The sequence below is a fragment of the Paenibacillus sp. UNC496MF genome (assembly GCF_900113915.1).
In the GTDB taxonomy this organism is placed as follows: domain Bacteria; phylum Bacillota; class Bacilli; order Paenibacillales; family Paenibacillaceae; genus Paenibacillus_Z; species Paenibacillus_Z artemisiicola.
In genome coordinates, this window is the sequence record NZ_FORE01000026.1 from 1 (window position 1) to 23860 (window position 23860).

At 53.7% G+C, this 23860-nt stretch carries 16 protein-coding genes and 1 pseudogene; 7 read left to right on the plus strand and 10 right to left on the minus strand.

Annotated features, from left to right (window positions below; genetic code table 11):
- The 3 genes from BMZ79_RS34045 to BMZ79_RS32855 all read right to left on the minus strand — a co-directional run.
- A partial coding sequence (locus BMZ79_RS34045) for a transposase (RefSeq protein WP_177222464.1) occupies positions 1 to 240 on the minus strand: 240 nt, incomplete at its 3' end.
- A gap of 59 nt (positions 241 to 299) precedes the next feature.
- Positions 300 to 1529, minus strand: coding sequence for a hypothetical protein (locus BMZ79_RS34050; protein WP_143089192.1), 1230 nt, complete (start codon positions 1527 to 1529; stop codon positions 300 to 302).
- Between the two features lie 665 nt (positions 1530 to 2194).
- Positions 2195 to 4393, minus strand: a complete 2199-nt coding sequence (locus tag BMZ79_RS32855; RefSeq protein WP_090649326.1) for a malate synthase G — start codon at positions 4391 to 4393, stop codon at positions 2195 to 2197.
- A gap of 197 nt (positions 4394 to 4590) precedes the next feature.
- On the opposite strand from BMZ79_RS32855, the gene BMZ79_RS32860 reads away from it, so the two are divergent.
- The 6 genes and pseudogenes from BMZ79_RS32860 to BMZ79_RS32890 all read left to right on the plus strand — a co-directional run bounded on the left by BMZ79_RS32860 (position 4591) and on the right by BMZ79_RS32890 (position 10356).
- The gene (locus BMZ79_RS32860; protein WP_090649329.1) at positions 4591 to 5340 is read left to right on the plus strand and encodes an IclR family transcriptional regulator; all 750 of its coding nucleotides are present in this window, start codon (positions 4591 to 4593) and stop codon (positions 5338 to 5340) included.
- 146 nt (positions 5341 to 5486) lie between these two features.
- Complete coding sequence (locus tag BMZ79_RS32865) at positions 5487 to 6254, plus strand: fumarylacetoacetate hydrolase family protein (protein WP_090649332.1); 768 nt, start codon at positions 5487 to 5489, stop codon at positions 6252 to 6254.
- A gap of 27 nt (positions 6255 to 6281) precedes the next feature.
- Positions 6282 to 7757 (plus strand): NAD-dependent malic enzyme, encoded by a 1476-nt coding sequence (locus BMZ79_RS32870; RefSeq protein ID WP_090649335.1) that lies wholly within the window; start codon positions 6282 to 6284, stop codon positions 7755 to 7757.
- Positions 7758 to 7782: 25 nt separating this feature from the next.
- On the plus strand, positions 7783 to 8871 hold the full coding sequence (locus tag BMZ79_RS32875) for an amidohydrolase family protein (RefSeq protein ID WP_090649338.1): 1089 nt from the start codon (positions 7783 to 7785) through the stop codon (positions 8869 to 8871).
- A gap of 25 nt (positions 8872 to 8896) precedes the next feature.
- A pseudogene (locus BMZ79_RS35450) lies at positions 8897 to 9919 on the plus strand (amidohydrolase family protein).
- Between the two features lie 29 nt (positions 9920 to 9948).
- A complete protein-coding gene (locus BMZ79_RS32890; RefSeq protein ID WP_090649346.1) occupies positions 9949 to 10356 on the plus strand; it encodes a Rieske (2Fe-2S) protein in 408 nt (135 codons plus the stop codon).
- A 67-nt stretch (positions 10357 to 10423) separates the two neighbouring features.
- Here BMZ79_RS32890 and BMZ79_RS32895 read toward each other — a convergent pair whose 3' ends face one another.
- From BMZ79_RS32895 to BMZ79_RS32920, 6 genes are all read right to left on the minus strand, one after another.
- On the minus strand, positions 10424 to 13075 hold the full coding sequence (locus tag BMZ79_RS32895) for a hypothetical protein (protein ID WP_143089194.1): 2652 nt from the start codon (positions 13073 to 13075) through the stop codon (positions 10424 to 10426).
- A 111-nt stretch (positions 13076 to 13186) separates the two neighbouring features.
- Complete coding sequence (locus BMZ79_RS32900; protein WP_090649351.1) at positions 13187 to 15007, minus strand: extracellular solute-binding protein; 1821 nt, start codon at positions 15005 to 15007, stop codon at positions 13187 to 13189.
- 78 nt (positions 15008 to 15085) lie between these two features.
- Complete coding sequence (locus tag BMZ79_RS32905; protein WP_177222466.1) at positions 15086 to 15985, minus strand: carbohydrate ABC transporter permease; 900 nt, start codon at positions 15983 to 15985, stop codon at positions 15086 to 15088.
- A gap of 10 nt (positions 15986 to 15995) precedes the next feature.
- Positions 15996 to 16889 (minus strand): ABC transporter permease, encoded by an 894-nt coding sequence (locus tag BMZ79_RS32910; protein ID WP_256253309.1) that lies wholly within the window; start codon positions 16887 to 16889, stop codon positions 15996 to 15998.
- A gap of 120 nt (positions 16890 to 17009) precedes the next feature.
- Positions 17010 to 17405, minus strand: coding sequence for a Rieske (2Fe-2S) protein (locus tag BMZ79_RS32915; protein WP_090649360.1), 396 nt, complete (start codon positions 17403 to 17405; stop codon positions 17010 to 17012).
- 21 nt (positions 17406 to 17426) lie between these two features.
- Positions 17427 to 18485 carry an amidohydrolase family protein gene (locus tag BMZ79_RS32920; protein ID WP_256253311.1) on the minus strand — a complete coding sequence of 353 codons (1059 nt, stop codon included), beginning with the start codon at positions 18483 to 18485 and terminating at the stop codon, positions 17427 to 17429.
- Between the two features lie 688 nt (positions 18486 to 19173).
- Here BMZ79_RS32920 and BMZ79_RS32925 point away from each other — a divergent pair.
- The gene (locus BMZ79_RS32925; protein ID WP_177222467.1) at positions 19174 to 21549 is read left to right on the plus strand and encodes a helix-turn-helix domain-containing protein; all 2376 of its coding nucleotides are present in this window, start codon (positions 19174 to 19176) and stop codon (positions 21547 to 21549) included.
- Between the two features lie 312 nt (positions 21550 to 21861).
- On the opposite strand, the gene BMZ79_RS32930 is transcribed toward BMZ79_RS32925, so the two are convergent.
- The gene (locus BMZ79_RS32930; RefSeq protein ID WP_090649404.1) at positions 21862 to 23727 is read right to left on the minus strand and encodes a beta-L-arabinofuranosidase domain-containing protein; all 1866 of its coding nucleotides are present in this window, start codon (positions 23725 to 23727) and stop codon (positions 21862 to 21864) included.
- Between the last annotated feature and the right edge of the window lie 133 nt (positions 23728 to 23860).

The following is a 23860-nucleotide window of genomic DNA, read 5'->3' on the forward strand; positions in this document are numbered from 1 at the left end:
TTCCTCTAGACTTGCGAACTTCGTTTTAGGTCGACCTCTGAGGGATGAATGCTGTCCACGACCATCCTCTAATGAAACACCATTTTGGGATTTCTTAACCCAATCCAACACTTGAGCTTTACTACGAATATTCAATTGTTTCGCTACTTCGCGAGAGCTTACACCTGATTCATAAAGACGAATAGCCTCGCTTTTTAATTGTGCCGTGTATTGGAAAAATAGTTGTCCCTTTTTCGCCAAAAAAATCCCCTCCGATTGCAGCTTTTAAGTCCATTGTACCAATGGGCTTTTCTTCGCTGTCAACCATGAGGGGATATTACCACAACGACGGTCTTTAAACGAGCTGTAACGGATGTCATGCTTATACGGATGGTCATTATACGAATAATGGAGCGGCAGCATGCAGTAGTTCTGGCGCGCCGGTAATCGCCGCCTCCAGCGGCATCGGGGACTGAGTCGCTCCGGCGATGACATCCAGGAACACTCGATATATAAACTTCCATCCGGAATTTGATCGGCTTCATAACATGGACGAGTGTGCAAGGTACCCTGTAGCTTGAAATGCGGTGGCACATGTCTGCAATCAGTGATGCGTACAGACGAAGTTCTTTTAGCTCATTAGGCGAAAGGCTAGAAACGACAAGTTCATCCGCCAGAAGCGGTTCAATATAAGGAATGAGTTTTTCGGGTCTCCGGTCCACGCATCCATGTGCTAGCAGTTCATCTACATGAGGTACCATTTCATGTTGAATCTCATTGAACCTGCGAAGCATCCCTATTCGAGCCTCCACGGGGATATCGCGACTTAATCTGTCTCCGGCATCAGCCAGCAGCATCCATCCTTGTACAGGTTCAGACGTCATAACCTTCGGCACGCGGTCTGGGAATCGGCCTGCCATATAAGCCAGAAAATCAGGTTCCTGCGCGAATAGCGGTTGCTTGGCGTTTGTTTTGAAATAGATGATTCCTTGTGTGGTGGTTAGTTGAATCACACATGATAGGCTCCACCACTTTAACTGTTTTGGAGTTTCAGTCAGTTGTAAACCGAGCGCCCCAAGAGAAGTCTCGATCCAAGACATTGCTTTCGCATACCAGCCAATTTGCTCCCAAGGTCGTCGAAATTTCGGAATACTATCGTTAACTGCCTCTAGCAAGTAATTCTTAATAACTTCAGCGTGATACGGCTGCATGGATGGTAGATCCTCAGGGTCAAGCCATTGTGCGTTGTAATTAAGATCCTGATCCGAGGCATCCATGCGATCAAACTCGTAGAACGCTTCATTCCCACCTGTGGGACGATTAGTTTGAACCCATACGTATCGACAGGCGATGACGGGACATCCGAGAAGCTTTGTCATCTCTCGGGTTAACTTGTCTGGTGAGCAATCGGCTTGCCCTTGCAGCACGATTGTAGGCAAGTGCCAATCTTCATTCGCATGCTGCTTAATCGTCAGCAGTCGACCTGTGGAGGGATTACGTATTAGCCCGTGAATAAAGGACTCTACTTCATTTTCATTGGTACGATTCATTTATAGGTAGTTAACCTCCTATAAGCCGTTCTTACGTTATCAATCCCGCCATATGGCTATTGTTCTCATCGTTCATTTTCTTAAAAACATTTCACAAAACAGCTTTGAGGACTCCTAATTATATATGTCCTATTTACGATTCGGCAACTTGCCCAACTCTAGCCCGTATCCACGTAATTTCCTTCTTCCGTAGGAGCGCAATGAATAATAGGAGATCGACATAGCATTTCGTTCCCTTGCAAAGCCAGCCTCAGAAGGATATGAGAACTTGTATCCCGGGTCCACTTGACGCTTCCTTATACGAAGGTGGGAATGACAGCGGCATATGGCTGAAACCATAACAATAATAGGGCATACTCCAAGGTCAAATATTGACTTTGAAGTATGCCCCTTTTACTTTCAAGATATAGTTTTTTACCTACTTCAAGGAACGGGATAATTCAAATACACAACACAGAATTAAAGGTTTTTTTCAGGATCTCCTACGGTGCAGGCTGCTCTCTTGCACCGTTCGAATGCGACATTGTGGGATCGTACGGCTCGGTGAAGCAGCGCCTCCAATGTTCCGTAAAATGACCGTAAATATTCCGGTCGATGATATAGATCCCGGTACTCGCATGGACGTTCAACTGGTTGGGTATTGAAATATCCTCCCTGGCGGACTGTTAAGGCTGTGCATTGGATTCCTGGCGGTGCGATTGCTTTGCCTTGAATTCCCGTCTCCTGCGGTGAAGAATCGGCTCCGTGTACCCGTTCGGCTGGCTGCAGCCCTCGAAAACAAGCTCACAGGCGGCCTGAAAAGCGATGGATTTCTCAAAGTCCGCAGCCATCGGGCGGTAGGCGGGATCACCGGCGTTCTGCGCGTCTACGACGGTGGCCATCCGCTTCAGCGTAGCTACGATCTGCTCCCGCGAACAAATTCCGTGACGGAGCCAGTTGGCGATATGCTGGCTGGAAATTCGCAGCGTAGCTCTGTCCTCCATCAGGCCAACGTTATGGATGTCGGGTACTTTAGAGCACCCGATGCCCTGTTCGACCCAGCGGACGACGTATCCGAGGATCCCCTGCGCGTTGTTGTCCAGCTCCTGCGCGATTTCCGTCTCGCTCCACTCGGCATGCCGTGCCAGCGGAATGCTCAGAATGTCGTCTCGCCGGTCAACGAAGGAAGCCTTTAAGCAGTTCTGGACTGCCGTTACGTCCACCTCGTGGTAATGAAGCGCATGCAGCACGGCCGCGGTTGGGGACGGGACCCAGGCGGTGGTGGCACCGGCTTGGGGATGGCCGATCTTCTGCCTCAACATCTCCCTCATCAAATCCGGCATCGCCCACATCCCCTTGCCGATCTGGGCCCTTCCCTGAAGACCGCTGGCCAATCCGACGGCAACGTTTGATTGTTCATAGCTCTGCAGCCACTTCGACGTTTTCATCTCATGCTTCCGGATCACGGGGCCAGCTTCCATGGACGAATGGATCTCGTCGCCGGTGCGGTCCAGAAAGCCGGTATTGATGAAGACGACCCGTTCCTTCACGCTTCGGATGCAGGCTTTCAGATTCAGGGAAGTTCGGCGCTCTTCGTCCATGACCCCGATTTTGAGCGTGTGCCGTTCGAGGCCGAGCAGGTCCTCCACGCGTTCGAACAGCTCGCCCGCAAACGCGGCTTCTTCAGAGCCGTGCATCTTCGGCTTGACGATATAGACCGAGCCCTTGGGCGAATTGGTATACTTGCCGTTTCCGAGCAAATCGTGCTTGGCAATGAGAGCCGTAATGACGGCATCCATAATTCCCTCGTATACTTCCCGGCCGTCCTGGTCGAGTATCGCGGGGTTCGTCATCAAATGACCGACATTGCGGACGAACAGAAGCGATCTGCCACGGACGCTGAAAGTCTCACCCGTCAAAGAGGCATAGTCCCGGTCAGGATGGAGGGAACGTCTGACCGTTTTCCCGTCTTTCAGGAAGGTCGTATCCAAGTCTCCCTTCATCAGTCCCAGCCAGTTGCGGTAGACAAGCGCTTTGTCCTCCCCATCGACGGCGGTCACCGAATCTTCCGCATCCATAATCGTCGTCAGCGCCGCTTCCATCAGGATGTCTTTGATGCCAGCGTCATCGGTCCCGCCTACGGGATGAAGGCGGTCGATCTGGATTTCAAAATGCAGGCCGTGATTGCGCAAGAGCAGCGCGGACGGGCTTTCCGGCGTACCTTGATAGCCGATCAGCTTGCTGTTCTCCCGAAGTCGAGTCACGGCTCCGCTTCGCAGCTGTACCGCCAATTGGCCGTCCGAAACGGCATAGTTCACCGCGTCTGCGTGCGATCCCTGCGCGAGCGGAATCGTACGGTCCAGGAACGCCCGTGCGAACGCAATGACCTTACCGCCCCGCACGGCGTTGTAGTCGGAGGTTCGTTCCGCACCGTCTTCATCGCCGATTGCATCCGTGCCGTATAGTGCGTCGTACAGGCTGCCCCAGCGTGAGTTAGCCGCATTCAGCGCATACCGCGCGTTGTTGACGGGAACGACCAGCTGCGGTCCCGCCTGCAAGGCGATTTCGTCGTCGACGTTCGCCGTGGAAACTTGAACATCTTCGACGTCAGCTTCGAGATAGCCGATGCCCTGCAGAAACGATTTATAAGCCGCGAAATCAAAGCGATCACGATTCTCACGATGCCATTCATCCAGCTGTCGCTGCATCGCATCCCGACGTTCCAGCAATTCCGTGTTGCGGGGCGTCAAGTCATGGATCAGACGATCGAATCCGGACCAGAACGCATGGTTCTGAACACCGGTTCCCGGAAGCGCTTCCGTCTCCACGAATTCGTATAAGCGCCGATCTACCCGAAGACGATGCACGTTAACATAATGAGTCATGTTCCTTTCCTCCTTCATTGTCGTACTTTTGTTCATAATAATGAACAAGGTTCACAAAATATTTTATCACCCGCTCTCTGGTCGGTCAATTTAATCTTGCATGCATCCCGGCGGAAATTGACCGAATCAATCGGCAATGTTAGGATCAAATGAGTTCATAATATCGAACATCGCCCTGTGCGTAAGGAAGGTGAGTCATGGACCAGAAATATAACGTTCCCGCTCTGGATCGCGCCAATGCCGTGTTGAAGATGCTTTCGGAGCAGCCCTATACATGGAAGCTGTCCGATCTCTCCAAGCAGCTCGACATCAGCAAGAGCACGTTGTTTTCCCTGCTGCAGACCCTGGAACGCCTGCAATGGATTAGCCGCGACCGCCATGAGACCTATGCGATCGGAAGTGCCCTGGGGCAGCTGGGGGGAGCGTTCTTCCGTCAGTTCAATTTAACCGAAGATTTCAAGCGGCTGGCCGAGCCCGTCATGCTCAAGCTGAAAGAGTCGGTCCAGCTAGCAATGCTCGAAGGCGGCGACGTGCTGTATTTGGCCAAAGTGGCGGCCAGCAGCCCCGTACAGATGGTGTCGGGTCCCGGTGTTCGGTTCCCCGCCCATGCGACCGGTCTCGGCAAAGCCTTGATGTCTAATCTCGGCGAAGAGGAGATTCGGCAGCTGTTTCCGCAGGAGTTGCTTCCGAAACTCACGATGCACTCCATCGGCACGCGAGAGGCGCTTCTTCAGGAAATCCGCCAGGCAAACGAGAACGGCTATGCCACGGATATTCAGGAAGGCGTCATGGGGTTCTGCTGCGTGGCGGCTCCGATCCGCCGTCCCGACGGCACGTTGCTGGCGGCGGTAAGCTGCTCGATGCCTATCCATCATTGGGAAGGCAAGAAGGAAGACGCGACAAGGGAAATCATCGCGCTGGCCCGACGGCTTTCACCCGGCATTTAAATTCAATTGACGCGTCCATCCACCATGGACGCGTCTTTTTTCGCTTTACATGAGAGTTGATGATTGACATTCGGACTTCAATGACCGATGATAATTATGATATTTAGAACATTGTTCATTATAATGAACGAAAGGTGGAAGGACTAATGCGGTACGTTCGATTTACCATGGATCAGGAGTCAGAGTCGAGATTCGGGATCGTTGAAGGGAATTCCATTCTGGAGTGCAGAGGGGATCTATTCGACCAGCCTTCCCTTACCGGCAATTCGTTCTCCATGACGGACGTTATCCTGAAGGCGCCGCTTACCCCTCGGCACATTATCGGTATTGGCAAGAACTTTGCCGGGGAAGGCGAATCGAAGCCCAAGCCGCCCGAGCTGCCGATCTTTTTTTTTAAACCGCTTACCTCGGTGGTCGGCCCGAATGAGCCGATTCTGCTCCCCCGAGGCGCAGCTCAGGTGAAATATGAATCGGAGCTGGCGGTAATCATCGGGAAGACGGCAAGGAACATTGCACCTGAAGCGGCCGATGATTTCATCTTCGGCTGCACGGTGGCCAATGACGTCGGAGCGATCGACTATTTTCACCCGGAAGGCCACTGGACGATCGGCAAAGCCTTCGATACGTTCTGTCCGCTCGGGCCGGTGATCGTGACCGATTTCGATTATCGGCAGGCCCGTATCCATTCAAGGCTGAACGGTGAACAACGGCAGGACGCCGGCATGGAGTTAATTATTACGCCGATTGATCAGATGATTGCCGTCATCAGCCGGTTTATGACCTTGATGCCCGGCGACGTCATTCTGACGGGAACGCCTGCAGGCGCCGCGGTCATCCGTGATGGCGATATGGTCGACTGCCTCATCGATGGCATCGGCTGCCTCAGCAATCCGGTCCGGGAACGATCGGCCTAAAGCAGCTTAATCAAGGGAGGTCTACCGATGTCGATCAACACGACCATGATTTTTCGGATCCAAATGGACAAGAAAGCCATTACGTTCGGCGATGTCGTGTCAGTGGTCAACGCCGCCGGCGGGGATGTCGTCGCCGTCGATATGATCCGGGCAGGCAAGGAATCAACCGTTCGCGATATCACCGTCCAAATCAATGTCGATGCTCATGAGCGGCTGGAGGATCGCATCCGCCTGCTCCCGGGCATACAGATCATTCACGTTTCGGATAGCACGTTCCTCGCCCATCTCGGCGGCAAGATACAGGTCGTGCCCAAGACGCCGATCAAGAACCGTGAGGATCTGTCGAGAGTGTACACGCCGGGCGTCGCCCGCGTATGCATGGCGATTCATCAGGATCCGGCCAAGGCGTATACGCTGACCGCGAAGCGAAACACGGTGGCCGTCGTCACGGATGGCACCGCCGTTCTCGGTCTGGGCGACATCGGTCCCGAAGCGGCCATGCCGGTCATGGAAGGCAAGGCAATGCTGTTCAAGCAGTTCGCCGATGTGGACGCCTTCCCGATCTGCCTGCGCACGAAGAACCCGGATGAGATTGTCGGCATCATCAAAGCGATCTCGCCTACGTTCGGCGGCATCAATCTGGAGGACATCAGCTCGCCGCGCTGCTTCGAGATCGAGAGAAGGCTCAAGGAAGAGTTGGATATCCCCGTTTTCCACGACGACCAGCACGGTACGGCGGTCGTCATGCTCGCCGGACTGTTCAACGCGCTCCGGGTCGTCCGGAAATCGGCGGAAACGGTTCGCATCGTCGTCTGCGGAGTCGGCGCAGCCGGCGCAGCCTGCATCGAGATGCTGCTGGCGGCCGGATTACGCCACGTGACAGCGGTCGACCGCTGCGGCGCGCTCGTACCGGGAATCGAGTATGACAATCCGACGCTGAACCGGATTGCCGCGATCACGAATCCGGATCGTCTTATTGGATCTCTATCCGACGTCATTGAAGGGGCCGACGTCTTCATCGGCGTGTCCGGTCCCGGCGTCTTGAAGGCCGAAGATATCAAGCGCATGGCGCCCGATCCGATCGTCTTCGCCATGGCCAACCCGGAGCCCGAGATCGACCCCGAGCTTGCCGAGCCGCTGGTCCGCGTCCTCGCCACCGGAAGAAGCGATTATCCGAACCAAATCAACAATGTGCTTTGCTTCCCCGGCATCTTCCGCGGCGCGCTGGACTGCAGGGCAACCTGCATTAATGAAGAGATGAAGGTTGCCGCGGCACGCGCCATCGCCTCCATCGTCTCCGACGAGGAATTGAACGAGCAGTACATCATTCCCAGTATTTTTAACGAGAAAGTGGTGCAGGAAGTGCGCGATGCGGTCATCGCCGCCGCAATCGAGACCGGAACGGCGAAACGGCTGCCGCCCGAGTTTCAGAGCGCGGGGCCGGCTGGCATCGCCCCGGAAGACCGAAAGCTCGCCGTTCCACTGAACGGGAGCGCCGATTAGTTTGGGCAGGAAAGGAGATTTGACGATGAAGAACGAGCCGCTTCAGCAGGAAGCCGGGCAACCGGCCGCCACCAAAAATTTCATCATCGACTGCGATGTACACTGCATTCCCCAGCATCCGGAGCAGATCCGCAAGCATGTGCCCGCCGAGTGGCAGAACCGCTTCATGATGAGCAACCGCGATTTGTACTCCCACCCGATTTATGTGATCCGTACCGACTCTAGGCCGCCTTCCGGACTGCCTCCCGCCTCCGATCCGGATTTTCTGCGCAAGCAGCTGATCGACGAGTACGGCATGACTCATATCGTCATTATCCAGCGCCCGTTTACCAACCCGATTCCGAATCCCGCCTACGCCACCGTGCTGGCCAACGCCTTTAACGATTGGCTTTGCGAAACCTGGCTCGGGACCTACAACCACGACGGCGTCTTCAAAGGGTCGATCTGCGTATCCACGCAGGACGTATCCGGCGCGGTCAGGGAAATCGAACGGTTGGCCGGACACCCGCATCTGGTCCAGGTCGTGACGGATTCCGGATCTGCGGCAGCCTACGGACAAAGCCGGTTCGATCCGATTTACGAAGCCTGCCAGCGGCACGGCCTGCCGTTCGCCATGCATGCGGGAGCCGACGGCGTCGGGCTCAGCAATCTTCCCTCCAGCGGCTATCCGACGCATTACATGGAGTGGAGCGCCTGCCATCCGTTATCGTATCAGGCGCATCTCGTAAGCATGCTGGTCGAAGGCGTGTTCGAGCGATTCCCCCGTCTCAAGGTCGTCATGGTGGAGGGCGGCGTATCCTGGCTGCCGATGCTGCTGTGGCGGCAGGATACGCAGTACGAGCGCTTTCGCTCGGAAGTGCCTTGGCTGAAGCGGAAGCCGAGCGAGTATATCCGCGACCATGTACGGTTCACCTCGCAGCCGATCGAACGGCCCGACAAAGACAAGCACCTGCTGAAACTGCTTGATTTGATGGATGCCGAGCATATTCTGATGTTCTCGTCCGATTATCCGCATTGGGACTTCGACGATCCCAACTACGCGTTTCCGAAGCTGCCTGCTCTCATGCGGCAGCGGATTTTCTACGAGAATGCCAAAGAGCTATACGGGCTATAGTCCGAAACGAAAGGAAGCGTGCGGTATGCTTATTGATTGCGATGTGCATGTCTATCCTGCAAATCCCCAGGAAATCAAAGATTATCTGCAGCAGCCGTGGAAGCACCGCTTCGAGATTCGCAAGCAAATGTACTATAAGACGCCGTCCTCGCCGGATGGCCGCCCTGCGCCCGATCCGGCCGCGGCGTCGAAGCCGGAAGCGCTGAGGGAACATATTCGGAAGAATCGGCTCTCGCACGCCATTCTGATCGCCCTCCCCCACGCTTCCGCAAATCACGATCCCGATTTTGCCGCCGCCGTGGCCTCCGCTTACAATGATTGGCTGGCGGAGGTCTGGCTCGGCAGGCACAATGCCGACGGCGTATTCAAAGGGACGATCTGCATTTCCCATCAGGATCCGAAGCAGGCGGCGGCGGAGATCGATCGCTGGGCGGAGCATCCGCATTTTGTATAGGTGCTGATGGAATCCGGGGCGCGCGCGCCATTCGGCCAGCGGCAGTATTATCCCATCTACGAAGCCTGCTCTCGCCATAATCTCCCCTTGGTGATTCATCCGTCCGGCGAAAGCATGGGGGTCAACAAGCCGGTATGGCTCGGCTATCCGGTACACTATCTGGAATATTACACGGGCTTCAGCTTTGCGATGCAGTCCCACCTGACGAGCCTGCTGACCGAAGGGGTGTTCGAGCGATTCAAGAATCTGCGTCTGGTCATTGCCGAGGGCGGGGTTACCTGGTATCCCCCGATGATCTGGAGGCTCGACCAGATTTGGAAGGCGCTGCGGTCGGAAACGCCTTGGATGAAGCGTCTGCCGAGCGAATATGTGCGCGAGCATGTCCGGTTCACGACGCAGCCTCTGGAACGCGCCGCCCCCGACGGGGATCTGATCGAAGTGCTTGAGATGATGGACGCGCCGGATATGCTTATGTTCTCTTCCGATTATCCGGAGAGCGGTTTCGTGGACGTGGATGCCTCGATGCCGCCCTTGCCCGAGGCATGGCGGAGCCGCGTTTTTCATGATAACGCCAGACAGTGGTATGGCCTTTAATCATTGATGTGGAAAGGCGTGGGAACAAGATGGGAAAGCACGTCGTCTGCTCTTCCAAGGAGCTGCGGCCGGGAGAGCGCATGATCGTCGAGCTCGAGGGCAAGTCCATCGGCATTTTCAATATCAAAGACAACTACTACGCGGTGAAAAACGTATGTCCTCACCAATTCGCCCAATTGTGCACCGGCGAAGTCATGGGCGTCATGCTGCCTTCGGAGCCGCATGAATACAATTACGGCAAGGACGGAGAAATCATCCGGTGCCCGTGGCATGGCTGGGAATTCGACATCATCACCGGCAAGTCGGTCTTCGACCCCGGAAAGTGCCGGGTCAAGTCTTACGAGGTACAAGTGATGGCGTATTTGACGGAGGATGTCGCGAGGCTGGAGACGTATCCCGTCGAGGTGGAATCGGACTGGGTCGTCGTCGCGGTGTAAACCACGAGAAGACGGCCGGCGAGCGGAATGTCCGCTTGCCGGCCGTCTTTGTTTGCCCAGGAAACGTCTAATGCTGCCTCAGAACATAATAGGGCTGGTTCGCCAAACTGTTCCCGAAGCCCGGCGCGATCCATGCGTTCCTTCCGGGGCGGTCCGCCAGCTCGAAGAAATAGACGAGCGGATAGTCGGAGTCCGTATAGGAACCGGGAATCTCCGCTGCAAACCGCGTCCCTTTGCGGGTCATGTCAACGATGTTGTAACTTTCCCCCTGATTGGCTTTCCGGTAGTGCAACTGAACCTGCAAGTCTGTCATCGCTTCCTCGAGCTCGAGTGCAAGCTCGACCGTTTGGCCCCGGGTGAACGCTTCAGGCGCAGCATGCAGGAACGCCGGACAGCTTCCTTTTTTTCCGGATTCTAGTACGAATGCCGGCGCCTGCGACCCGGCGGACGGGTTGCCGCGGATACCGTCGTACAATGCAGCCATAGCCGACACATCGTCTTCGATGTCCTGCAGACGCCCCGCCCAATGTCCGCGCAAATGCGGAAAATAACCGAACGTAAGATCCTCGCGATAAACGTCTCCCGTCATCTCCGCTACCTTCGCCCATGCGTCCCTTGCCGATTCGTACCGCGACAGCGCTTGCCGAAGCAGCTCCGGGTTCTGCGTACGCTCAAACAACGCGTATGCCAGACCGGCGCGGAATTTGTCGGCAAAAAATACGCCGATGCCCGCCTGGACCGACACATCGATCGCCCATCTCCGGAACGCGGGCGCCTGCGGGTCGGGGACTTGGCGATTGGCTTCCTCCAATCGCCTCTCGGCCGTCTCCGCCAAATCCTGCAGCCAGTCCGCGACCTCAAGCGGCGAATATTTACCGCGCTGCTCGTCCTTGGGGAGATCGTCCGCGTATTCGTCAATGCCGTAGAAGAGTTCCGGGTCGAACGGGCTGATGGAACCGAAGGTTCTTGGGGGGGCCGTATCCATGTAAGGCGTCCGTTCATGTATGTTCACGATCGGCTGATTCACGTAGATCTCCGGCCAGTAAATGGCGTTCGCGGCAGCAAGGCCGTGCGCCGTGGTGATCAACGGCAGGATGCGGCTGGCATGGGCTAACGCTGCTTCGCAAGCCTCGGAAGCGGCGCCGAACTCGCTGCGCAGATACCGCCTCCAGGATTCGGGATTTTCATCCGGGTTATACAACAATCTGCCCCAGAGACGATACGTGTACATATACTTCTTCCATTCCTGGCCGGATAGCTGCAATGCATCGTCCGCATACGGTTCCCTGCCTCCTGCCGACCCGCTTCCCTTTCGCCCCTTGAACGAAAGCGGCTCGAAGAAATCGAAGCCAAGGCTATCGCAGAAGGTACCGCTTCGTCCCAGACCGGAAGCCAACTCCGGATCCCCCCATAGCAGCAGGCGCTGCGTACCCGGCCAAATGCGGTGAATAACGCCGTACGTGCGCTTTTCCTTCAGGTAATCGGCATAGCCGTAACGGGTGAAGCGGCGGTTGGTCGCCGTAATTGCCATCAGTCCGGTTCTCGCGCTGGTCAGATCCGGCTTCTCCGACTTCCGGATGTCGGTCTGATGGTAAGGCAGCCCCATGTGCTCGGCCCAGAATTTCGGCGAAATGGCAACCGGCATCCCCGTATTTGCGGCGAGCTCGAGCATTTCGTCGTCGACGCCCTTCGGATGCATATCGATTTCGATGTTGCGCCCTGCCGTCGCGATCCCTTCCATGGCGATCCGCCAAAATGAATGGTTCGGCTCCGGAATCCCGCCCTCGTAATGGACGCGGAGGGTGACGCCGTCAATCGCCGGGCATTCCTGCAGCAAAAGCCGGATGGCGTCACGGCAATAAGCCGCGTGGTTTTGTTCGGTGATTCCCTCAAACGTGTAGTTCATGTCCGGGCTGTCGAGATACTGATAGGCATGATTCCACAGTCCCAATTGAAAATGGATCGCTCTCCGTTTGCATGCCTCGCTAATATGTCGAAGCATTTCCAAATTCTTCTGCCTGTCCCGTTCGGAAAGCTCGGCAACCTTCACCTCGTATCCGGGGACCTGGACGAAGAACGGATAGGAAAAATTGAGAAAGTTATCGCGAACATTGGGATCGTGTCCGTAGTCGTACCCGATACCGAGCGCGAGATGGAAGCGATTGAACCGGTGCGTCGCGAGTTCGGACAAGTAGCTGTCCCAGAAGCTCTCGTCATAGAACCATGCGCTGTCCTCGAGCTCGTTGACGAAGGACCTCATGACGCTGCGGACCGGTGCGGAAGGTCTTTCGACGACAGTGCCGATTCCGCGAAGCTCGGCTATAGGTTTATCGGAATATCGGATACGGTCGGCAAGTTCCAGAACGGCGTAAACCAAACCTCTATCGTCCGCGCCCGCAATCGCCGCAAGCGGCTTTTCATTCCATTCGCCACCAACGATACAAAACGCCTCGGCCTCCGACCTAAACTCCACACCTGCCCGCTGCAGGATCTCACCCGCAAGCTTCGAGTCCGAACCGGCGATTACAAGAAATGCGTCGGCGGAAGGAATATCGTCGAGCAGGCCACCTTCAAGCACCTGGACGGACTGCCGTGCAAAGACTCTCGAAAGCTCCCTCGATGCCCAGACGACGGCCTCCCGTGATGCGATGGGATCCTGCGGATCCCGAATCATGGCTGCGCTAAATACCGGTGACGCATGTAAACCCGTTGCATCCATTTCTCTATTCCTGCCCTTCTGGATTGATTTTAGAGAAAATGGCATCCGGCGGCGTGGACATGCGTCTCCTCGCCCCGAATGCCCTTGTTAGGATATAACCGCGAACCGGCATTACTTCGTGGATTGATACCACTCGTTCGCTTCTTTCGTCAGCTGCTCTCCGCCGTCCTTGTACCAGCGCTGGACTTCGCTGTCGAACGTCTTGTCGATATCGATATCGCCCGCGATCGCTTTTACCACGTATTCTTTGATCCTCGTGTCCAAGAGCTCCGAATACTTCGCCTGCGAGGGCAGCACGATGCCGAGTTTGTTATTGTAGGAAGGAAACGCGTTAATGACGTCCATGGTTCGTTGATAACGTTGTTCGGCGCGAGGTCCGCCGATAACGCTGAAGAATGCCGAATTGGTGTTTTGTACCGGATTCAAGATCCAATCCCCGTATTTCTTATAGCCCGGATCGTACAGCGCATGCTTCGGCCAATCGGGATTCAGCAGCCGGCGACCCTGCGCGTCGCTTTTCCATTCCAAGCCGTCGATGCCGTAGCTCAGGTTCAGATAGGCTTCTTCGTCACTGGTGATATAATCGATAATCTGCAGCAGCTTAGCCAGTTTTTCCGGTTCCTTCGCCATCTGGGCACCGAAGATCATCGGACTGCCTTGGACGCCCGAGCTGTAGTATCCCTTGGCTCCGTTAGGCCCGCTGAATGGCGGCAAGTTAATGTAGATCGGCTGCGGTACCTCATCGTTAAAGTCCGTAAACACTTTGTTCGCGTACATCTTGTCCGGATCGCTCTTGTTGTCCTCGAAGAATTTCTGCCACTCCGGACTGTTCTTGACCCATCTGTAGTTAATATGGCCGTCATTATCCCACTGGCTGTCCTCGAAGCTGAGGTTATCCATGTAACCGATCTTGCCTTCGGCGAACTTGGTCGCCAAATCCTCCACGTCCGTGCTTCTGCCGTTGTCCGTTATGAATTCGGGAGAGATAAGCTCCATTTCATACCATTTATTCAGCCGCTTGAGCGCTTCCTTGACTTCCGGAGTCGTAAATCCGAATTGAAGCTTGTTATCCTTCTCCATCCAGATGAACGGGTTGGTACCGAATGCGCCGAAGATCGATTGGAACCAGACGTCGCCGCCGAAGGTGCTGGGATTGGACAGGGCATAGGTATCCTTCTTGCCGTCCTTGTCCGGATCGTCGTTTCGAAACCGGATGAACGCTTCCTCGAGCTCATCCAGCGTCTGGGGAACCTTGTCGATTCCAACGTTCTTCAGCCAATCCGCCCGGATGTTCGCGGTCCACGGCACTCCGCCTTTCGGGTTATACAGCGGAAGGGCCATGTTTTTGCCGTTCACTTGGGTGCTCTGGAACAGGCTCGCCTCTTTCAACTGGGGGTAGTAATGGGGCATGTTTTTCTCGATCATGTCCAGCGGGACTTCCGCTAGCAGCCCTTGGTTGGCGTACGCCGAAACGTCCGCCAGCGGGATGTAATACAGGAAGTCAGGAATGGTTCCGGTCGCGAACATGGTATTCAGCTGCTCTTTTCTCGTCGTGGTATCGAGCCGGACGAAATGAAGCTTCACATTGAACTTTTTCTCAAAATAGCGTTGGCCGAACGAACCGTCTTTTTCCGGCGCCACCAGCGGCTGCACGGTATATTCGAAGGTGGGCGTGTTCTTGAAGTATTCGGGCGTCTCCACCTTGGCCAGCGCTTCATCAATAATTGTATTGTCGGCCTCCAGGGAGAAGGGATCGTCACTGCCTCCGCCTCCGTCGCCGTTTTCGGCCGCGGCGTCCGTATTGGAGACCGCATCCGTCTGGCCGTCTCCGCCCCCCGCTGAATTGTTCCCGTTGTCGGAGCACCCTGAGAACAAGACAACGAACATGCAGACGGTCAAGAATGGGATGACTATCTTTTCTTTTTTGAGCATGCTTCCGCCTCCAAATACTCGTATTTAAATGCGTTCATTCGAACCTCCCCCGCTCACCTCCCCGCAAAATACGGGCTTTCAGCCTTTGACGGCCCCGATTACGACGCCTTTGACGAAGTATTTCTGGATGAACGGATAAATGCAGACAATGGGAATCATCGTGATCAGAATACCGGCGGCTTTGACGCTTTCGGCCGTAGGAACGCTGTCCATGTTGGCGAAGCCCATGGTTTCATTCATCAGCAATTGGCTCTGTTCAATGACAAGCTTCCGGATCAGCACCTGGATCACTTGTTTATCCATCGACTGCATATAAATCAGCGAGTCGAACCAGGAGTTCCAGTGAGCCACGGCAACCCACAAGCTGATCGTCGCGATGACGGGAGCGGATAAGGGCATGATGATCCGCGAGAAGATTCTCAGATCGCCGGCACCGTCCATTTTTGCGGACTCTTCCAAACTCTCGGGTACCGTCATGAAGAAATTGCGCAGGATGAGAATATAAAACGTGTTGTACAAAAACGGCGGCGCCAGTACGTACACCAGCGGGTTATTCAATAAGCCCAGGTTTTTGATCAGGATGAAGGTCGGAATCAACCCGCCGGAAAAAAACATGGTGAAAATAAAGTACATGGTCAGCGATTTTTTCATGGGGATTTTTTTGGAAAGCGCATAGGCGGCGAGCGACATCAATAATACGCCCGCAACGGTCCCGACCGCCGTTCTGCCCATCGTGTACAAGTAGCCGGTATAGATATATGAGGTCTTGAAGAATGCCTCATAGGCCTCCGTCGTAAACCCTTGCGGCCAGAGAAGCACGGTGGCGCTCGCCCCTCCGGATGCCAATCCTTCGCGCGTGCTGAGCGATAAGCAGGTCAGGTATATAATCGGGTAAAGAATCGAGACGCAGAACAAGGCAAGCACGGTGTAGTTTACGTAATCCATCCAAGTCATGCGGTTTCTGCCCGCGGCTGTCATATGCATCCTCCTACCATAAGCCGGTTTGGCCGAATCGGTTCGCCAGTCGATTGACGAGCAGCACAAGCGTCAGACCGATCGCATTCTTGAAGAGTCCCACGGCAGTGGAAAAGCTGTAATCCATTTGGACAAGCCCCAACCGGTACACGTAAGTATCGATAATATCGGCCACCTCGTATACTCTCGGGTTGTACAGGTTGAAGATTTGATCGAAGCCGGCGTTCATCAAATTACCTATATTGAAGATCATCATGATGATGATGACATTACTGATCGCAGGGAGGGTAACCCGCCAGATTTTCGTGAACCTGCCTGCCCCGTCGATGGTGGCCGCCTCATAGATTTGGGGATCCACGCCGGTAATCGCCGCCAAATAGATGATGGAGCCCCATCCGATGCTCTGCCAAATATCCGACAAGATGATGGTCGGCACGAACCAGTCCGGGTCTGCCAGAAAATAGATCTCCTTGCCGCCGAGCGCCTTGATGACATTATTCACCAGACCGCTCACCGGGGAAAGCAGCTCGATCATGAGGCTTCCGATGATGACCCAGGAAAGGAAGTGCGGGAGATAACTGATCGTTTGCACGATCCTCTTGAACTTCTCGTGGAACAATTCGTTAAGGGCAATGGCCAAAACGATGCCTGAGGCGGAAACGAAGATTAACTTGAGCCCGCTGATCACCAGCGTATTTCGGAGCACTCTGGTAAACTCGGGCGAGTTGAACATGCTGCTGAAATGGTCGAAGCCGACCCAAGGGCTCCCCAGTATACCATCCATGATTTGAAAATCCTTGAATGCGATCGTAATGCCGTACATCGGGATGTAATAAAAGACGAAATACCACACAACCGCCGGCAACAAAAACAGGAATAAAACCTTCGACTTCCGGCATTCCTTCATGAAAGCCCGAATTCTTGTTCGCGGAACCGAAGCTTCTTTTTCCCTCACGCCTTTTATGGGATGGAGCGAAGGGACTGCCACTTCATTTCCTCCTTTCAATATGAATGGTAGTTCAAACGGTCAGACATAAAGCACTACGACGTCTTCTTCAACGGATACTTTGTAGGTTTCGACGCTGTCCTGGACCGGCTCCACGGCGACATCGTACGTTTTCACAAGACATTTCTGGGGATCAAACAACGATTTTCCCGTTGTAACATCGAATTCCCATCCATGCCACGGGCAAGCCAAAACTTCTCCCTCCCGCCCGTAACGATACTGTCCCGGTTGGGAGGACAAGGTCGTACCGGTCACTCTCCCCAAACACAGCGGAGCGCCTTGATGCGGGCAGCTGTTACGCAAGGCATAGTAAGTGCCGTTCGCGTTGAACACGCCGATGGATCTACCGCCGACCTGCACGATTTTCCGCTGGCCGGTCTGCATCTCGGTCACTTTGCAGATCACGTAACGTTCCATTCGTCTGCTTTGCCCCTTCCCCTACAGGTTGTAGAATGCCTTTGCGTTCTCATAGAATATGCGCCGGTGAAGCGCTTCCGGCAGTTTGGGAAAGGCGCGGGTAGGCGAATCGAAATCCCAGTGCGGATAGTCGCTCGAGAACATTAATAGATTTTCGGCGTCCATCGCCTCTAACATCGAAAACAAATACTTGTCCTGATCCGGACGCTCGATGGGCTGGCTGGTCATGCGAATATGGTCCCGGAGATATTCGCTCGGGCGTTTCTCAAGCCAGGGCACCTCGTACCGCAGTCCCTTATACTCCGCGTCCAGCCGCCACATAAGCGGCGGAAGCCAGGTAACGCCGCCTTCCACGAGTACCACTTTGAATTTGGGATATTTAACAAACACGCCTTCAGTCAGAAAGCTGACGAGGTGCGCCTGAAACGCGAGAGACAGACACGTATGGAATTCAATATACCTCGTCGGATGGCCTGGTGTGGGCTGGTGATTGATGCCCATTCCGTCCGTTCCGGGATGGATCGCAAACGGGAAGCCGTATTTCTCGCAAGCTTCATAGATCGGGTAATAGTGCCGCTGACCGAAGGGTGCGCGGGCTCCCGAATCGGTCATCACCTGCACGAAGTGCGGGTGGCCCGCCCATCGCTCGATTTCCTTGGCGGCGCCGGCGGGATCCTGGGTCGCCACGTAGATGGAGCCTTTAAATACACCGTCGTGGTTGTACTTGCCGAGCCAGGTGTCGGCAAGCCAATCATTGTATGCGGCTGCAACGGCAGAGGCCATGTCCGGGTCCGGAAGGTTATTCAGCATGGCACGCGGCATGAGGATCGCGTATTCGATGCCATATTCGTCGATCAGCTGTTTTCTCAGAAAATCCGGATCCGTGCCGGCTGCTCCTCCGCCGGGAGGCGTCGCGTCCTTCCGGTTGCCCTGGATATTCCCGTATGCCCTGTTCAAGGGACGATACCAATCCCTCCAGGGCTGCGGCAGGTACTGATTTAATTCATCTCTGGACTTAGGGTAGACGTGTACATCGCAATCAATAATGCCGCGCTTCGGCCTTACCTCTTTCGCATCCACGGGTAATTCCTCCTCCGATTAGCCGCGTGACAGTGTTGGGCGACGACCGCGGCGGTTTTGTTTGATGACAGGATCACTCTTAATGTAAACGCCATCATTTCGGAGGAGCAATAAACATGTTTCCCTGCGGATACACCTTTCGTATAAACACCCGTAATTCCTTGGGCTATGCGCTCCTTCGTCGTTTGCCATTTCGGCGGATGTACAAATTGTGTATGAGCTAACCCGAGGTTCATTCCCTCACGCATTTCAAAGATGACCGGAACCGAGCGAAACGTTCCCCATTGACTTACTTTTGGAAATGTCAGAATATAAAGGTAAGAAAATTCGAACGGCGTTCATAATATAGAACAGACTGAAAGGTGATGAAAAAGAAGGAGTTACAACGCATGTACCCGCGTTGCACTCCTTCACGTCCGTTACGATTCAACGTAAGCGCTGGTATGCGGACCCAAGGACATTACGGCGACCGACGTCTCTTCCCCATCGTCCTTCGGTTCCTGCAATATTCTCAATGGGATTATCATACAGGTTGCCCCTGGTCGATAACAGGTATCCGATCATTCGCGCATTATCCTACCATCGTGCGCAGAGGCCATGATCGATTCAGTTTTACAAGCGCTTACATTTACGTTTCCATCTCATTTGGCAACCTTGGTTCACTACAATGACGGTGTGGTCCTGCACGATGATCGGCAAAGCTGCCCGTTCCGTACAACAGGCTGGTTTTCAACAACAATCACTATTCCATCAATGCACCATTTGTATCATCCGTACACCGCAACACGCTTGCATTGGCTCGGGTCATCTTCAAAGGGGGATGTATTCAGGGATGAAGAAAAAAAAGAGATGGTTTTACAGATCGTTATTCTCCTATCTTCCCATCTTCTTGATCGTAATCTCCGTACTGTTCGTCATTTTTATAACGGTGCTGAGCGAAAACGCAAAAGATTCCACACTGAAAGCAAATGAAGCGATTAGCGTCCAGATTGCCCAATCCGTAGACAATATGCTGAAGACAATCGACAAAGTAGCCATCAATCACATCATGACGGATGGAGCCGTTGCCAACTTTTATAACTCGAACGGTGTGTATTCCATTTATTCCGCGAATCAAATCTTGAACAGCATCATCTCCGGCCTGCCGGAAGTCGAATCGATCTATTTGGTCCGTTTTTCTGACGATCTGGTGCTATCCAACAATAAGTTTTTGGATTTGCAATCTTTTGCCGACCGGAACTTCATTGAGAGCCGGCGCAATAGCGAAGAAATCATGTACTGGTCCGGCAAGCGAAATTACACGAATCCGCTTCACCCTTATGCCAAGGAAGTCGTAACGTTAGCCCGGAAAGTGCCGCTTACGGGTATCAGCAAGGGACTTTTCGTCGTGAATATCCGTGTCGCCGCCATATCCGATATGGTCTCCCATATGTCAAACTCGAACGTGAACCGTATCGATTTGAAGGACAGACGCGGAGAGGTCATTTACAGTAATGCGAAAAGCGGTGCGGACACGCTTAAGGGAAGCGATAAATATTTGTCGCATTCCACCTTGTCCTACACAGGCTGGAGCATCGAAAGCGGCATCAACAAGGAATTTTCAACAGGCTTATTCTCCGATTTCCCCCTCCTCTGGGCTGTTTTAGGCCTGTTTACCATCGTCGCCGGTTCCCTGTTGATTATCCATGTCACTTTGATCAACTACAAACCGATCGAATCCATTATCGGACGAATTAATGAAAAGATCCTTCCCGCAAACTCCGAATTGCTGGGGAAGAGCGGACTGGATGAGATGCATTATATCTCGCTCGCCATTGAAAGACTGCTGCAAAACGAGAATGAGTATGAAAGCAAACAGAAAGAAAATCAAGCTATCATCCGAAAACACCTGTTTGTCGAATTGCTTGAAGGCGTGCAATATTTCCATATGAACGAATGCCAAAGAGATCTTAACCGCATCGGCATCAATTGGTCGTTCCGTTTCTTATCGTTACTTGTCCTTGAGATTGATAAGTACGCAGATTTTTGCTCCAACTACAGCGCGAAGGATCAATATCTCATGAAATTTGTTTTGCTTAACGTCGTTCAGGAAATGGCGGACAGCCAGGGAATCAATAGCTGGGCCGAATATGTAGACTCTTCGCGGCTTGGGATTATGGTTTTCGTGAATACATGCGAACATTCCGGCCAAGCGGAAGATTTGATTCTCTCCGTTTGTACGAATGCCTTAAGCTGGGCAAACAAAAATCTGAATTTTACGTTCACCATCGGATTCGGCGGCGTAACCAATCAAGCTGAAGCCATCCCCCGCCTCTACAAGAATGTCACCGAAACGCTCCAGTATAAATCCGTCTTGGGACGATCACGGGTGATTACCCGAAAGGATCTGCCTGAACAATCGCGATCAGATATTTTTCACTATGTTCAGATGGCTCGTTCGACAGCCCGATCTTACCGTTTCGGCGAAGCGAATTGGGAGCAAAGTTATCTGGATCTCATGGAGATGTTGAAAAAACATCTGCTCGGTATGGAAGACATCAAGAAAGTGCTTCAGTACCTGCTTTCATACCTAGATCGGGAAATGAATGAACTCCCTGAATCCCTCCAGGACCGCTGGAAGGAATCCGCTTCCCATGAATTACATTATTTTCTTGCTCATTTTGAATTGTTGGAGGAGTTTAAGGAGAACGCCATGCTGGTGTTACAGTCCACCTATCATCTCGTACTGTCCCAGAGGGAATGCAGTCAAAATCACGATTTGGTCCAGGATGTGAAAAGATATATCGAATCGAATTTTTCGAACCCGGATCTTTCCCTCAATCAGCTCAGCAACGAGTTCAAATTAAGCAATAGGTATCTAAGTAAACTCTTTAAAGACAGCTTCGGCGAGAAATTCATCGATTACCTGGTGAAACTCCGCGTGGAGCGGGCGAAGCAGCTACTTCTGGACACTAACGAACCTGTGCAAAATGTTGCCGTCAAGGTGGGCTATCTCCACCCGTTCTCTTTTATCCGCGTATTTAAGAAAATCGCCGGAACGACACCCGGTGATTTCCGGCGGTAACCGGCTCCGTGAAACGGTTACAGTTTCATCACGGGCTTTGTCGCCGGATATAAAGGACATTGAGCACCAGCTCGACCGCATTCTACATCCAACCCATTTCCACAAGCCTTTGCTGTGCCTCGCTTCAGGAAAAAGAAAACCAGCCTTACTAAGCAAGGCTGGTTTTCTTTTAATCGTAAGGAATCATACGCATTCCTCGAATTAGCATGTTTCCGGGTCAAGCCGCGACTTTTCCGTGAACATCCGGGATATCCCGGCTACCTTTATGCCGGAGCGTTCCGATGCCCAATGGTAGGCGACTCCTTGATGCTTCTATTTTGCCGGCTTCACCTTGAAATAAATTTGAAACGGTTCATAGCCGATATCCCGGATTCTCCTTAACGAAATCACCGGGTCCTGATTGACCGTTTTAAAAAAGTACCGCCAGCTTCCCCATTCGCGCTCATTTTCCATCTCAATCTCGGCCTCGACCTTTTCCTTTTCAACATACAGCATCCTCTCGTTCTCGCTTATCCCTGCGAGCACTTCGGGGCCGAAACGGAAGGCTCCTATGTCCTCGTCGTCCGGCAGCGGAATAAAGCGGATCCCGATCGGCAGGATGACGCTGACGATGTCGCCTTCCTCCCAGGTTCGGCGAACGGAATAGAATTGGCTGCTGTTTGCCGTCTTCCCCTGGAGGACACCGTTCACATAAATTGAGGCATCGGACACGATCCATTCCGGAATTCGGAAGCGCAGCGAAAACATGCTCCCCGCAGAGGCGCGCACGACAAAATCGTACTTCCGGTACCTAGGCATATTTTCGTGCATTGCGGTAATATCGCTAATCCCCTGATGCCCCGCTGTATTAGACGAGCTGAGCATGCTTCCGCTCATGCGATCCTGAGTCTGAACAATCCGTACGGCATCCCCGCCGATCTCCGCCGTCAATTCGGAATCAAAGTACTGTCCGACATAAATCCCGGCTTCATCCTGATAATACAGCCAACTGTTCCAGACTGCGTTTACTTGAACCATGGTACCGTGGCAGCAAAAGAAGCTGTCCTTTTCCTTGCTCCAGACCTTGCGCAATCCCGCCTTCATCGGCAGGAAGTACGTCAACAGCCCCGTCGCGGGATAGTCGTGCTTATCCCCGGCCAGGGAGTATTCCTGATAATAGGTTTGCGCCATGATGCCGTTATACAGATTGTATTCGATATATTGGGCGTAGCCGGGGTCGCCGGAATGCCGGAACAGAAAGTCCGCCAACCGAATCATGTTATAGACCGTACAATGCTCCTGATTCTTGTCCCCGAGCCGGGCCTTCATCTTCCCTCTTGGCATCCAGACCTCGCCGGCCGTCTGCCCTCCCGTAACCAGATATCCTCTCTCCGTGACGGCGCACTTCCAATAAGCCTCAACGATATCCATCCAGTGCGATTCGCCCGTCACTTCATACGCTTTGGCACAACCGAGCACCTCCGGGATTGTCGTATTCGCATGCATGTTCGTCAGCGGATCTTTTCCTTCGAGCAGCGGCTTGAAGAGTCTACTGCGATAGTAGCGCTCCAACAGCGCCTTGTATTTATCTTTGCCTGTGAGGCGCAGAAGATCCGCCCAGACCTCCAGCATTCCGCCGGTCTCAACGTCCAGAATATCGTCAAAGTGTTCTCTGGTAAATTGCCGGCTCCAGTCGGCAAACCAGTCCGCGAACGAATCCGCGATCTCCAGAGCCTGTTCGTTTCCCGTATACAGATAAGCGTCGACAAGTCCCATAAACAGCTTGTGCAAATTGTATTGGGGCGCCCAGACTTCTTTTCCTTCGGCTATCCAGTGCAAATATTTCTCAGGAATTGGTCCAGCCCACTTCCCGCCGTTGTCGCTCTGGCATTCAGCCAGTTCCCGAATAATGAGGTCCGCCTTCGCTTTCAATTCCGGATCCCCGGTCTGCTCATAGTGAAGTGCAGCCGCCGACAGCCAATGTCCGAGAAAATGGCCTCGCAGCTGACAGACCGGCGATTCCCACCCTCCATGCGCATCAGCAGGGATTCCCCTGCCCGAGTATCGGCCGGCCTCGAGCTTGTAGTTAAAGAGAAGATGATCGCTGTCCAGCATCATCAAATACGCCCTGTTCGCCGCTTCCCTGCGTTTTAGATCACCATCACGAACGCTGACTTGCTTGGCCTTCAATTGTTCCACTGCACGACGCCTCCCGTTTGTGTAATTCGGCCAGCCGCCGACTGGTTCGGGCATCCGGATATCGCGAAAGATCATATTGATCGTCTTTCCCGGCAAATCAAAGGGCTTTCTCTCCGTTTTTGGCTTCCAAGAC